The organism is Erysipelatoclostridium sp. An15 (assembly GCF_002160675.1).
Lineage (GTDB): Bacteria > Bacillota_I > Bacilli_A > Erysipelotrichales > Coprobacillaceae > Thomasclavelia > Thomasclavelia merdavium.
The window spans coordinates 1-14,447 of record NZ_NFLA01000037.1; the positions used below are offsets into that span (position 1 = coordinate 1).

Consider the following 14,447-nt stretch of genomic DNA (forward strand, 5'->3'; position numbering starts at 1 on the left):
TTAATTAAAAATAGCAAAAAAATTAAATTTTCCAAAAAATAATCTTCAAAACAAAAAAGAAGCTGTAACGCTTCATTAAAGGTTAAAAAAACCTCCTTTCGTTACAGCCCCTTTTTAAAAAAGAGGTCTTGTATGAAAGAAACATATAGTAAGAATTATTTTGAAAAATATGCTGCTTTAACCCTAATGAAAATTTTAAATGTTGCAGAAAATCAAATTATCCAATCAGATCGACCAGATTTACGTATTCCAGATTGTAATTATGGAATCGAAGTAACGCAGGCTTTAACTCCTGTGGAAGCTGTAGCCGATATTAAAAAACCACTTTATGCTATCTTACAAATAAATCCTTTTGACCATAATGAAGATGATTTAGAATTTGTAATGCAAAAAATTGATAATGCAATTGAAAGAAAAGAGCAAAAAAGTAAAAATTATCAAAAGTATTCAAGCAATGGTTTATACATTTTTTCCCATTGTCATAATTTACCAAAACATTTACTTGAAGAATATTTTAATAACCATCCATTAACAGACAGCTTCTACCAGCATATCTATATTAATTGTGTTAGTCATGTTTATCATTATCAATGTATTGATAATACTTTCGAACGCATTAACTATCATTATAGTGAATTATCTAAAATGAATCATATTGCTTTAGAATTTGAAAAACATTGTAAGAAAACAAGACGTAAAATTATCTTATAAACAATCTAGCCACATTTCTAGTGGCTTTTTTATATTACAAAAAAGCGAGCATTGCTCGCTTAGGTATTAAGACGATATTTCCAGCCGCCTTTTAAAAATCTTCTAGCTAATAAAAAGCAGCGACTAACATTATCTACAACCATCATGACCCAGACTGCTTCAATTCCTAAATTTAATAAATTAATCATAATAAAGCTGCCAGTTACTCTAATTCCCCACATTGTAATTAAAGAAAATACAAATGGTGCTTTAGTATCACCCATTCCATTGAATGTTCCCTCTAAAATAATTAAAATACCGTAGAACGGTTCCGAAACTGAAACTATTCTTAATACCCGGGCTCCTAATCTGATTACTTCTGGATCAGGTGTAAAAATGCCCATTAGATTTTCTGCAAAAACAAACAATAATCCCCCACAAATAATCATTAATAACACAGTCATTGCACAAATTAAATAAGTTACTTCTTTTACCCGATGTTCACTTTTTTGTCCAATGGCATTACCAACAAGCGTAGAAGCCGCACTTTGAAAACCATAACCTGGTATATAAAAAGCTTGTTCTGCTTGAATGGCAATTGTATGAGCCGCAAACTGAACAACTCCCAGCTTAGCTATCAGCGAAGAAAAAGTAACTTGACCCAGACAAATAACACTTCTTTCTAAGACTACTGGAATTCCTATCGATAGACATTCTTTAAATTCAGCTGGATAAAAATGAAAGCCAGTTTTCTTAAAATTAAAAGTTGGATTTCGATAATAGCGAACAAACATCATAACACCACCAGCTACAAATGATATTGCAGTAGCAATAGCGGCACCAGCAACCCCCATATTGGCACCATAAACAGTAATTCCAAATATTTGGCGCGTTGGATAAATTAAAAAGAAATTAAAAACAATATTTATTAAATTCATATATAAACTTATTAACATCGGTGTTTTCATATCACTAACACCACGTAATAACGACGATAAAATCAATACTGTACATCTAAATAATAATGGAATAGAAATAATCAAAAAATATGTAGTTGCATCCTTACGAATAGCCGGTGCACCATTTAACCAGCCTGGCAAATACGGAGCAATGGCTACACAAATAACCGTCAATGTCAACCCAACTATCAATGTAAAAAAAAGTGCCTGCTGTCCAGTTCTTTGGACTTTTTCTTGATTATTAGCCCCAACAGCCTGAGCACAAACAGCCAATATCCCAACCCCAAAAGCAATTGCAATACTTGTTACTAACCAGCATACAGTCGACGTTAATCCTACCGCTGCTGAAGCATTAGCTCCTAACGCCCCAACCATGGCAGTATCAACATAAGAAACAACAACATTCATTGCTTCTTGAATTATTGCTGGCCAAGCTAAAAATAAAATCGATTTAATCTGCTTTTGATACTTTTCCACATTTTCACCTCCATCAAATCATATTATCATTATACACATTTTTTATAATTCTTAAATAATAAAATCTCTAATCATTCGACTAGAGATCCAATTAAATAACAAAATTTATTTCAATATTTCTACCAGTTCTTTTATATATTCTTGAATTGATTTATTTTCAACTCCTAAAACATGTCCAGAACATTTACTTACTGGTATAAAATATTTTGTTGCTTCACTAGCACTAATTGCACTAGCCATCGCTGGTGAAACTTCTCCATACATTGAATTAGCAAAAACAAAACCAATGGGACCAACGATCATCTTAGCATTTTTAGCATTATAGATAATTGCATTTTCACCTGTTGCCACAACATCAGCCCCAGCTTTTTTCATTCGATTAGTAGCTGCACTATTGGTTCCAATTGCAATTATAAACAAATCATCTAATTCCTTTTTTAGTATTTCAACAACACTACTGCCAATTCCACCACCTTGGCCATCAATTACAACTATTTCCCTTTTTTCATTTGTCATATACTAATTTAATATCCCTTCTAAAGATTACTTTTTTATATTATACTCCTTAAAGCAAACTTCAAGTCAAGAAAAATAACAACTATTCATTAATAATTGATGGATTATAAACACTAGGTGATTTTAATGTTCTTACCAAAACTTCGGCCTGCTCTTTAGTTAACTGACTTGGTTCAACATTGTAATAATAGTTACTTGCTGCTTTAATACCATAATTGCCTTCACCTAAATATGTAATATTTAAATACATCTCTAAAATTTCATCTTTACTATAATCTCTTTCCAATTGCCAGGCGATAAATACTTCGGCAAATTTTCTATCTAAACTTTTTTCAAAACTTAGACATAAATTTTTAGCTAATTGTTGTGTTATCGTACTGCCACCTTCTTTATAAGACCAGGTAGCTAAATTCGTCAACATAGCTCGAGTTAAACCAATATAGTCTACACCATGATGCTGATAAAAACGATGATCTTCACTTTCAACAACTAGTTCAACATATACATCAGCTATTTCATCAAGTTTTACATAATCTTCTTTGTTTTGTAATTCTGCGACTCTTTGTTCAATATTCTTTTCCTCAATTACATCCTGATAGATTTTATAACCACGATAAGCATAAAATCCACAAAATATTAAAGCAATAAGTATTATGATAACAAATAAACGGAAAATAATTTTTTTCATACAAATCCCTCTTTTATATCTAATACTATTATAATAACTACAATAACTATATTTTTCCATCGATATGCATTACATAACCTTACAAAATCGTCACTTTATAATATTAAAAGATAGCTAACTGCCTAGCTATCTTTTAATCATGAAAATATCCGGGGAAAGATATATCTTGTAGTCTGTTTGAAAAAGGATTGAAAAAACAATGTAAATATCTTTGACTACGCTTGTAATTATATTAAAGGAATTTCGAAATAATGAGTCACTAATTTATAAGATTATCAACCATTTTTGGTAAAATATGGTTTAAGATTTATATAATTTAATAGCTATTTGATAAATTCTTTTTAAAACAAATTCTAATTCCGCTTTAGTAACTCGTGAAATACTTAATCTAATACTTTGCTCATTATTATAGTTATAATAGCTGCTATGATTAGTTGATACGTAAATATCTTCTTTTTCTAATTGTTTTACTAATAGATCACTATTAATCTTTTTTGAAAATTTTAACGTAAAATAATAACCAGATTTGCCACCTATTAATTCAATAATTTGATTATCCCATTCTTTTGTAATCTTTTTTACAACCTTTAATTTACTTTGAATTTCTTTAGCGATTGTTTTAGATTGAAATTGATAAATATCACTACGAATATAAGCTTCTAAAGTTGCCTGTGAAACTAGTGATGGCATATGATAAGAGTAATAATATGATAGTTTAGTCATTTTATCCATCGTTTCTATAAAATCATCGCCTACAACAGCAATACCAATTCTTATAAATGGAATTGTTTTAGTATAACTACGTAAATAAATACAATGATCTCGATTAGAAAAATAATATAACGGTAAATATTTGGGAATTGGATCATAATGACTAAAATAATCATCTTCAATAATATAAACATCGTATTTTATTGCTAGTTCCATAATTTTTTTTCGTGTTTGATGGTCATAATAAGTTCCTAAGGGATTATGATGACGAGGAATAGTATAAAAAAACTTGATTTTTTCGTATTTAAAAATACGTTCTAGTTCTTTTAAATCAATACCATATTGATCTCGTTTAATTACTTTAACTGGTAATTTCATTTCTTTTAAATATTTTATATAAAACGAGTAACTAGGTTCTTCGATTAAAATAGTATTTTTTCCATTTGGAAACGGACTATTAGAAAAAATCGTCAACATTTGCATGATTCCTTGAATCAAATAAATATTTTTTTCACTAGTATAAATTCCATCTAATTGTAAATATGATGGTAATATTTCATTTAAACTATCAACTCCTCTTACAGTCAAATCTAATGTTTTAAACGAATAAAGTTCAGCAGCAATATTTAAACACTGTTTCATTTCGTTAAATAAATGACTGTTTACTAGAGGGTTACCTGTCTCTAAATGATAACCTTCATGATTATTAGATTGGATTCTAATTCCATCAGCAATGTAATATCCACTTTGTGGTTTAGAAAAAATTAAACATTGTTTTTCTAAAGTTTCATATGCTTTTAAAACAGTCCCCTTGCTTACTTGATATTGATTGGCCATTATCATTAGTGATGGTAATTTATCACCAGGTTTATATTTATTATTTTGAATATTTCTTTTTATATCAGCCACAATTTGTTCATAGTATTTCATTTTTATCACCTACATTAATATTATAGCACAAATTGTACTAGTACAGTTTAAAGTTATAGCTATTGTATTTTTATTAATAAGCAATATAATTTAAGTATCGATAGGTTAAAAAAGGAGAAATAGATAAATGGAAAAAAAAGAATCTGTAAAAATTGTTACTATTGGTGGTGGGAGCAGTTATACTCCAGAATTAGTTGAAGGTTTTATTAATCGTTATGATACTTTACCAATTAAAGAATTATGCTTAGTTGATATTCCTGAAGGTAAAGAAAAATTGGAAACTGTTGGGGCGTTAGCTCAAAGAATGGTTAAAAAAGCTGGATTACCTATGAAAGTCACTTTATCTTATGACCGCAAGGAAGCTTTAAAAGGTGCTGATTTTGTAACAACACAAATGCGTATCGGTCGTTTACCAGCACGTATTTTAGATGAAAGAATTCCTATTTCTCATGGTATGATTGGTCAAGAAACAAACGGTGCCGGAGGAATGTTTAAAGCTTTTAGAACTATTCCTGTTATTTTAGACATCGTAAAAGATATCCAAGAAATATGCCCAGATGCCTGGTTAATTAACTTTACAAATCCTGCAGGGATGGTTACTGAAGCAATTTATCGTTATACTGATTTTAAACGCGCAATTGGTTTATGTAATGTTCCTGTAAATATGGTAAGTGGTTTTGCAAAAATGTTAAACGCTAAAGAAGAAGATGTAACAATGGAAATCCAAGGTGTTAATCACTTTATCTTTGCAACTGATGTTTTTGTAAATGGTGTTTCTCGTTTTGATGAATTATTAGATCGTTATGCAAACTTAAAAGAAGAAGATACTATTCAAATGAAAAACTTCGTTTCTTTACCATATTCACCATCATTTATCAAAGGATTAAAAGCTATCCCATGTCCTTATCATAATTATTACTTCTATACTAAAGAACAATTAGAAGAAGAACAAGAACAATTTAAAACTGGTACAGTTCGTGGTGAAGTTGTTAGTAAAACAGAAGATGAATTATTTGAATTATATGGTCATGAAGAATTAGCAGTTAAACCTAAACAATTAGAAATGCGTGGTGGTGCTAAATATTCTGATGCAGCTTGTAACTTAATTCAATCTATCTATAATAATACTGGTGATATTCAATATGTTGATGTAAGAAATAATGGAGCTATTGCTGACTTACCAATGGATAGCGCTGTTGAAGTTGCCTGTCGCATTACTGCTGATGGTCCAAAACCAGTAGCAACTGGAGCATTAAAATTACCAATTAGCGGTTATGTTCATATGATGAAATCATTTGAAAGATTAGTATGTGAAGCTGCGGTTACGGGAGATCGTGATTTAGCAGTTACTGCTTTAAATATCAACCCATTATGTCCTAGTGATGCTCTTGCTAATATCGTTGTTGATGAGTTAATTGAAGCTCACAAAGAATATTTACCACAATTTACAAAAAATAAATAATATTTTAAAAATACAATAAAGACAGTTTCAAAACTGTCTTTATTGCTTTAATCAATCTTCTTTATTACTATTTCATAATTATTTTCATTTAAATACAATATTAAATATGTTAGCGGTAAAGAAAATCGTTTACGACCACAACTACCAGGATTTAAATATAATGTTTTCCCCTTTTGATAACAAGCTAATTGATGCGAATGACCATAAATATAAAAATCAACATCCTTTTTTTGATGCAATTCATGAATTAAATAAAAAGAATGACCAGCAATCTCAAAATATTCTTCTTCATTTAAATCTAAATTATCATTATTCCCTTTTACTACATAAACCTTTGTTAGTTGTTGTAGCTCATCTAATATCTCTTTTTTTACAATATCTCCTGCATGAATGATATAATCACAATCTTTTAAATCATTAATAACTACTTCTTTTAATACATTATGAGTATCTGAAATAATTCCAATTTTTAACATCTTTAATCTTTACCTTTTATATTATTACTCTTTAAAAAATCTTCTAATTCCTGATTTGATAAATCTTTTTGTTTAGTATTGAAATAACGCATCGTATCTTTAACTTTGGCACTTATATAGGCATTATAATCTATTTTCTCATGGTAGATAGTATAAAACTCATAAACATACGCTAGACCTCCTTGAGCTTTAATACTATTTTTTAACGTATCTACTATTGTTTCAAAATCAAGATTAGTAGCAATATATAAAAATACCTTAGGTCCCACAATTTTAATGATATAGATTCCATTAATACCTTCATATTTTCTATTATTGATCCACTCCATTAATCTTTTATATCTTGCTGCTATTAAAACTATTACCACAACATATTACCCTTTCTTTATATTAATATTTAATTTCAAATGAATGTTCTAAAGGTTGTATCGTTAAATCTTCAACTTCTATATCATCAATAATAATATAACGAATATTTTGCATTTCCTTTATTAATTGTTGTATCTTAGTTTCTTCACCTTGAAAACAAGCCTCAACTGAACCATCATAAAGATTACGGACCCAGCCAGTTAAATTAAGTGCAGTTGCTTTTTGATATGTAGTAAAACGAAAACCAACGCCTTGAACTCGTCCTTTAAAAATATAATGTTTTCTAACAAGCATATAAGTAACCTCCTAACCATGCAATAATTATATCACAAATATAACTTTATATAGGTAAATAAAGCATAATAAAAGCACCTCTATTTTAAATAGAAGTGCTAGTCTTTAAACTAATTTAACTTACGAGTTTTCTTTGTTACTGTATATAAAACTGATGCTCCGGCTAATCCTAATAAAGCCCAAGCCAAATTAGTTTCATCACCTGTTTTTACAGATGAACTTTTTTTATTTTGAGGAGTATTGGCGTTTACATTAGAATTGTCTTGATCATCTGTATTTTCTGGATTTTTATTGTCATCATCTGGAGTTTGACCAGGATTTTCTTCAGGTTCAGTTGGTAAATTATTTCTAAAGTTTGCTGAAGCAATAAATAATTCTTCACGATCTGTTAGACCATTTGCAAAAATTTCATCTAAACGTTCACCTGTAACAATTTGTCCATTTTCAACAATTATTAAACCACCTTGCCAAGCAGAATCTGCAGTGATTTGTTCTTTAGCATATTGCATAGCTATAGCAACCCAGCTTGCATATTCTGGTGTATTTAAATATGGTGTATGTCCACCAATGATATATTCAATTCCATTATCTTTAATATATTGTTCTGTTTTTAAAGCTCCATTTAGCCAACCATCTATTGTTGATAAAGTCACTGTTGAACCACCTAAATGTACTTGCGCTCCTAGAGTGTCACCACTATATAAAACATTATTAGTTAAATCTGCTAATTGACCTCCAGCAGGTGTATGTTCATTAGGTATTTCTATAAATTGGAATTCATGATTAGCAGCTGTGAATTTTTCACCATCAGCAACTGTTGTAACTTTGTCTTCACCAAATAAAGTAACTAGATCTTTACCATCTTTAGTAGGATGTGGTTCATTTTCTGGCCAAATAATTGAAGTAATTTCACTTAATCTTTCATCTTGAGCAATTACAGATAAATTGTTGCAATTGTCGCTATGATTGTGAGTTAAGAAAATCTTTAATGATTCACATTCAGGTCCAATAACATCTTTGTTTACTTTATTAATAACATTTTCACCATAAAAATCAACATCAATCATAAATGCTTCTTTACCATCTTCACTTACATAAATGATTGGATTTTCTAGGTCGGTATTTCTTAACATATACCATTTACCATTACCTTTAGTTTGCATATCAATTACAAAGAAATTAGCATAAGCTCTAGTAAGTGGCCCTTCATGCTCTTTATGATCAGCATCAATTGCATCTTGGTCAAATCCCATTACTAATCCAGTAATTGAATCATCAGCACCTAAATCATATCCCCACCAGCCATGAGAATCGATATGGAATTTTAATGTTACGTTTCCTTCATTGCTTGTTGCAATAACATCAGTGCCACCTAACTTAGAATTTTGTGCAAATTCAGCAGAATCATAAGTTGAATTTTTATCATATTTTAAGTTTGTTCCAGTATCAAAATTTATAATTTGATTAATTAGTCCTAATAATTCATCGATATAAGCACCATCAACTTTATTACCAGCACTATCGACTACTGTATATCCAGGATTAGCGTCTAATATTTGTTTTATTTGTTTTACATCTGTAAAGTAATTAACCATATTGTAGAAACTAATTCCTGCTTCAGATTTACCATTTAAATAATCTGAATTTAAGTAAACATCTTTTAATAAAACATCTTTGAATGTTAATGTTTTAGCTTCATTATCTTTTTCACCACTTAAATCAGTAGTGTCTAAATGTTCTTTTAATAAATCAGAAACATGAACATCAGTTTTTGTTCCATCACTTTCATATTTTGGAAAAGTAACTTCACTAATTGCTTGTTGACAATTTCCTGTTACATTTTCAATTGTTTTTTGTTCGACATTATTATTTTGATTTTCCTCATTAACATAGTTTGTAGGTTGGTTACTTTGTTCATTTTCACCATTTTGATTATTTTCATCATTTACTGGTACGGTTTCTTCAATAATAACCTCATTTGATGAATTATCAGTTTCATTTGCCATCAATGTCGTAATTGATGAACCTAACATCATTGATGTTGTTAAAAATGCACTTAAAAATAAATTTTTCTTATTCATAATATCCCTCCTGCATTTATCTTAACACCGATGTATACGTTTACATATTTTTTAAAATCAATTTTAATTCTTTTGATGACACATAGTTTTTTATTTAAAATTAGTCTCATATTTTGAGACAAAAAAACTAAACCAATTACTTAGTTTAGCTTATTTTTATAGATTTACTGATAAAACATCTGATAATACTGATGTTTTATCATATCTAAAAGCATCAATAAAATTATATCATCATACTCACTGCTATCTGTTTTAGGTAAATTAAAATATATTTTGATATTTTTTACATGTTGACTATCTTGTGACAATAAAATAGTATCTGGATTTAATAAACACATTTTTTGATATTCCGATTGATGCGTTTCTTGAAACCGTCCCGAAATAGTAATAATCATAACCGCACCATCTTTTTTATCAATATTTAACGGTGCATAAGAAATATGTTCCATATGAACAGAAACACCCATTATCGCCATATCTTCACATAAAGATTGAGTTAGCATAACTGGAAAAGCAGCTCCGTAAACATATAATTTTTTTGTTTTATTAAGTGTTATCGCAGTATTTTTTACTTTTTCAAATAATTCATCTTTATTTATTACATCCAAAGTATAACTTTGCATCTTTTCTAATAACTTATCTAAAGTTATATTTTCTTCTTTTTCATCTAACTGTAACTTTCGATTTAAAATCGTAGATCGTAATTGCCATTTAAAATCACTATAACTATTAAACCCCAATAAACGACAGTATTTAATAATTGAAGAAGTTGAAATATATGCATCTTTAGATAATTCCTGCATGCTCATATTATTAATTTCAAAAAGATGATCGATAATATAATTTGAAAGATTATATGTAATCCCTTTTTCCAGATTATTTTGAGCCAATAAAATAATCAGCGCTAAAACAGTATTCATTAATATCCCTTCTTCTTTATCCTTTTAATTATTTCAAAAACCAATAAATTGATTAACAACGGATTTTCTTCTTTTAACTTTATATTTTTAAAGCCAAAATACTCATCACAATTACTATTTCCTAAATAAAAACATTTAAATTTAGCATTTTTTAATCTTTCGAAATTCAATAAATAACTTCGATTCATTGACATTTCAAACATATTTTGCACTTTCATGGAAGAATCAATAACAATTAAAACATCATTTTCATTTAAACGATCGATTCGATTATAAATCATTTCCATATTCCACAAATTTAAAGATGAAACTTTAATCCCTGATTTAATCAAAACATATTTCAAACAATCAAAACAATTAACTTCTTCTTGTTTACCATAAAACATTACCTGACTAGCATTCATCAAACTATTACATAAATAATTTAATTGACCATTATCAACACCTAATTTAATGTCATCATTATTCAACTCGACAACATTATCGATAGCCAATTCACGGGTCAAGACATCTGTCAATGATTTAAAATTATTAAAACCGCCCCGACTATAAAAACGATGAATTGAGGCTTTAGAGACGCCTGTATCCTGAATACACTTTTTTAATGTTAAATGTGACATTTTTTTAAATTAGATAAAAAGTATTCAGCTAATATCCGATCAACGCTATCGACATCTAAATACTCCGCTAAATTCTGTAATCTTTCTATTGTATACATATGTTTCTCCTAAAAATTTAATAACGTATCCTAAACTATTTTTATTATAGCAAATAATTAATCTATTTTTCTTAAATTTTACAAAATATCCATTTTTAGTCTAATGATTTTAAATAAAAAAAGCTGTGCCAACATTGACACAGCTAAGTTATAGTTTAAGAATTTTTTTAGGATTACTTTCAAGTAATAATTCGGCCATTTTACTACCATATTTTAAATCTAAGTAAAACTGAATCTCACTCATATCCGGAGTTCTAACATCAATGCCATGACTGTCAGAAGCAACTACGGTTACCAGCTTTTCTTTTAATAAATAATCAACACATGTTTTAATATTTAATCCAAAATGTCCTAAGATACTCGATTTATTGCATTGAATCAAGGCTCCCATTTTTAATAATGTTCGCACTCTATCCGGATCTTTTATTATACAAAAATAACGTTCTGGATGTGCTATTAGGGGTCGATATCCATTTTTTAATAATTGTTCTACGATATAATGAATATAATCAAAATGAACAAAAAAATCAAACTCAACTAATGGAACATCTGTATGATTCAAAGTAATTAACTGATGGCTATTTAATTTTTGAATAATATCATCAGAAGCCATTATCTCCATTCCTTCAATTAACGTCAAAGATAAATTATTATCCTTTAAAGCTTGTTTTAAATGAGCAAAACGTTGTTTAAAGTGGTGATCATAATAATTTTCATAAACCCCTTTAAAATTACTATGCGGTGTAGCAACTATCACCTCTACTCCTGAATCTTCAGCAATTTCAGCCATTTCAATCGAATCATAGATATCCTGACTGCCATCATCTATTCCTGGCATTATATGACTATGTAAATCAATCATCTTATCTTTACCTCTAAATTTTTAGTTACTATAACACTATTATCACTTGATGTTAGCTGATATGAAACATTATACACACCTGGTTGCATTGTATTTAATGATGATGAAATTTTTACTTGATCTTTTACACTATTTCCATTTTCATCATTGGCTACTTCAATATAGTCTTCAGGATAAAAACTACTACCAACATCTATTTCTATTGATGAACGATATAATTCGAGTACTGGATCAGATATTGTACCACTGATATTAGCTTTAACTGTTAATGAGGTACTATCTAGATAAATGTTATTTAAAGTAAAAGTTAACTGATAAATACCATCACTTACTTTTTCACGCTGATAAGTAATTTGGTCTGTAATATCTTTACCAAAACCATCTAATCCTTTTAACTCGCCCCGTTTGTTTAAAACAGTAACTAAATTACTTAAATCTTTAGCATCAAAACTTAAATGATCATTAGCTATAATTGCTGGGCCTTGATAATTCTTTAAAACTAAGTCACGTTCTTTATAAACAATTTGACCATTACCACCAGAAACACTATAACGAATCTCTTGATCATTACCATCTAAAACAATTTTCGCATTAATATTACTGGTCAAATCAGTTCCATCTTCATCGATAGCATTAACCCCATCTAGTAAATCAAGTTCTCCAGTACCATCATAAACTAAATCACCTTCAAATATAATCTTGGCATTTTCACTTGAGTTTTGACCATCATCATCATTATTTTCTGTTGTCATTTTAAATGACAGTATCAAAATAATTACTAAAGCTAATAATGAAACAATTCCTATTAGATAAGTAATTTTCTTCATAACTATTTAATAGCCTTTTTTTCATTATTATAATAACTGTAATGTCTATAACCATATTTATTATAATAACGATATCCATAACGGCCATAATCATTAAAAGTAAAACTATCGCCGTTAAAAACATAGCCTAGTAAAGGAAGTTCACTATCAGCTAAAGTTGCAATACAATCAACAATTCGATGTCTTTGAACAAAATCTTGTTTAATTACATAAACAAATGCATCACCATATTTTTCTAATAAAAATACATCTTCAAAAGCCTCACATGGTGGTGCATCAAAGATAATATAATCCATTTTTTGTTTCATATCCTTCATAAATTGTTCCATATTTGGATTTGTTAGTACTGCAGTTAAATCATCTATAGTGCTATTGCCACCTAAAAAATATAAATTTTGTTTTTCTAAATACACTATTGCATCTTCAACAACATCACTACCATATTTAATACTACTTAATCCAACACCATTAGTAGTTAAATTCATTTGTTTACTTAAATCCTGTTTTCTCAAATCAGCATCTATTAATAATACCTTTTTATTATTTTTAGCTAAAGCATAAGCAACATTAGTAGCAATGGTTGATTTTCCTTCTTTAGCTACTGTACTTGTAAAAATTAGTGTTTTACCATTAATATCAGCCAGTTCTTTAGCTAAACGAATGTGCAAGCTTTCAATATTTTCTAAAAATAATGGATTGGTTTGTAAATTTAATATTGAAGGCATGATAGTTTTACCTCGACTTCGCTTTTTTTGTTTTAAATAAGGAACTGTCGCTAAACATTTTATATTAGTTACTTCTTCTAATTCTTGAGTTTTATGTACTGTTTTTCTAAAAAACGCATAAATCGCTATAATCACTAAACCGACCGCTAAGCCTATTAAAGCGCCTTTAGCCACAGTATTAAAATAATTAGGCTGATTATAAGGAACATTAGATACTGATGGATTTTCAATCATATTAAATTTAGTCATTCCAATTACAAATCTAGCTACTGATGGATAGACACGAATTGTCGATTCTAATATTTCTTTAGCATCATCTGGATCAGAACTGATAACTGTCATTGTAATCATATTAGAATTAGGAATAATTGAAGCAGAAATTGATCCATTGATAGCCTCTACTCCTAAATCGGCTTCAATAGCATCATTTAAAATCTGACTGCTTAAAATATAAGGAAAAGTTAATGATAACTGTTCAGCAGTAGAGCTATCATAGTAATAATTATAATCACTTTGATTATTTTGATCTGTTGTAGTATTGGTTGTAACTGTAAAAGTAGCGCTAGCTTGATACATTGGTGTATATGTTTGAATATTAGTTACAAACATAATCGCACCACCAGCAACCATCAAGGCTAATATTAGCCACCAGAATTTAATACAGCCACGAATAAAATCACGAAGCAAAATCCATAAATCAATAGTGATTTCATCTTGTTCAATATTTTTTTCTTCCATTATC

Annotated in this window: 15 protein-coding genes; 2 read left to right on the forward strand and 13 right to left on the reverse strand. The window is 28.9% G+C overall.

The genetic code is table 11. The annotated features are described in order from the left end of the window. The first annotated feature begins 132 nt into the window (after positions 1 to 132). Positions 133 to 711: a hypothetical protein gene (locus B5E92_RS11060; protein ID WP_087302151.1), complete on the forward strand. Its 579-nt coding sequence runs from the start codon at positions 133 to 135 to the stop codon at positions 709 to 711. 59 nt (positions 712 to 770) lie between these two features. Here the strand turns inward: B5E92_RS11060 and B5E92_RS11065 are convergent, their stop codons facing one another. From B5E92_RS11065 to B5E92_RS11080, 4 genes are all read right to left on the reverse strand, one after another. Next, positions 771 to 2,126, reverse strand: a complete 1,356-nt coding sequence (locus B5E92_RS11065) for an MATE family efflux transporter (protein ID WP_087302153.1) — start codon at positions 2,124 to 2,126, stop codon at positions 771 to 773. Positions 2,127 to 2,231: 105 nt separating this feature from the next. Next, positions 2,232 to 2,642, reverse strand: coding sequence for a DUF3842 family protein (locus tag B5E92_RS11070; protein ID WP_087302155.1), 411 nt, complete (start codon positions 2,640 to 2,642; stop codon positions 2,232 to 2,234). Between the two features lie 82 nt (positions 2,643 to 2,724). After that, positions 2,725 to 3,330 (reverse strand): biosynthetic peptidoglycan transglycosylase, encoded by a 606-nt coding sequence (locus tag B5E92_RS11075; protein WP_087302157.1) that lies wholly within the window; start codon positions 3,328 to 3,330, stop codon positions 2,725 to 2,727. Positions 3,331 to 3,630: 300 nt separating this feature from the next. Then, complete coding sequence (locus B5E92_RS11080) at positions 3,631 to 4,971, reverse strand: PLP-dependent aminotransferase family protein (RefSeq protein WP_087302159.1); 1,341 nt, start codon at positions 4,969 to 4,971, stop codon at positions 3,631 to 3,633. Between the two features lie 127 nt (positions 4,972 to 5,098). Between B5E92_RS11080 and B5E92_RS11085 the strand changes: the two genes are divergently transcribed. Further along, a complete protein-coding gene (locus B5E92_RS11085) occupies positions 5,099 to 6,433 on the forward strand; it encodes a 6-phospho-beta-glucosidase (protein WP_087302161.1) in 1,335 nt (444 codons plus the stop codon). Between the two features lie 47 nt (positions 6,434 to 6,480). Here the strand turns inward: B5E92_RS11085 and B5E92_RS11090 are convergent, their stop codons facing one another. The 9 genes from B5E92_RS11090 to B5E92_RS11130 form a co-directional block, all read right to left on the reverse strand. Next, complete coding sequence (locus B5E92_RS11090) at positions 6,481 to 6,909, reverse strand: metallophosphoesterase family protein (protein ID WP_087302163.1); 429 nt, start codon at positions 6,907 to 6,909, stop codon at positions 6,481 to 6,483. A 2-nt stretch (positions 6,910 to 6,911) separates the two neighbouring features. Beyond that, positions 6,912 to 7,277, reverse strand: a complete 366-nt coding sequence (locus B5E92_RS11095; protein ID WP_087302165.1) for a hypothetical protein — start codon at positions 7,275 to 7,277, stop codon at positions 6,912 to 6,914. Positions 7,278 to 7,299: 22 nt separating this feature from the next. After that, positions 7,300 to 7,572 (reverse strand): acylphosphatase, encoded by a 273-nt coding sequence (locus tag B5E92_RS11100; protein WP_087302167.1) that lies wholly within the window; start codon positions 7,570 to 7,572, stop codon positions 7,300 to 7,302. 110 nt (positions 7,573 to 7,682) lie between these two features. Beyond that, complete coding sequence (locus B5E92_RS11105) at positions 7,683 to 9,653, reverse strand: MBL fold metallo-hydrolase (protein WP_087302169.1); 1,971 nt, start codon at positions 9,651 to 9,653, stop codon at positions 7,683 to 7,685. A 164-nt stretch (positions 9,654 to 9,817) separates the two neighbouring features. Then, a complete protein-coding gene (locus B5E92_RS11110) occupies positions 9,818 to 10,573 on the reverse strand; it encodes a MurR/RpiR family transcriptional regulator (RefSeq protein WP_087302171.1) in 756 nt (251 codons plus the stop codon). Further along, positions 10,573 to 11,193, reverse strand: coding sequence for a hypothetical protein (locus B5E92_RS11115; RefSeq protein ID WP_087302173.1), 621 nt, complete (start codon positions 11,191 to 11,193; stop codon positions 10,573 to 10,575). The genes B5E92_RS11110 and B5E92_RS11115 overlap by 1 nt, the downstream gene beginning before the upstream one ends. A gap of 246 nt (positions 11,194 to 11,439) precedes the next feature. After that, positions 11,440 to 12,153, reverse strand: a complete 714-nt coding sequence (locus B5E92_RS11120; RefSeq protein WP_087302175.1) for a tyrosine-protein phosphatase — start codon at positions 12,151 to 12,153, stop codon at positions 11,440 to 11,442. Next, positions 12,150 to 12,980 carry an immunoglobulin-like domain-containing protein gene (locus tag B5E92_RS11125; protein ID WP_087302177.1) on the reverse strand — a complete coding sequence of 277 codons (831 nt, stop codon included), beginning with the start codon at positions 12,978 to 12,980 and terminating at the stop codon, positions 12,150 to 12,152. The genes B5E92_RS11120 and B5E92_RS11125 overlap by 4 nt, the downstream gene beginning before the upstream one ends. Positions 12,981 to 12,982: 2 nt before the next feature. Next, positions 12,983 to 14,443 (reverse strand): polysaccharide biosynthesis tyrosine autokinase, encoded by a 1,461-nt coding sequence (locus tag B5E92_RS11130; RefSeq protein ID WP_087302179.1) that lies wholly within the window; start codon positions 14,441 to 14,443, stop codon positions 12,983 to 12,985. Positions 14,444 to 14,447: the final 4 nt, after the last annotated feature.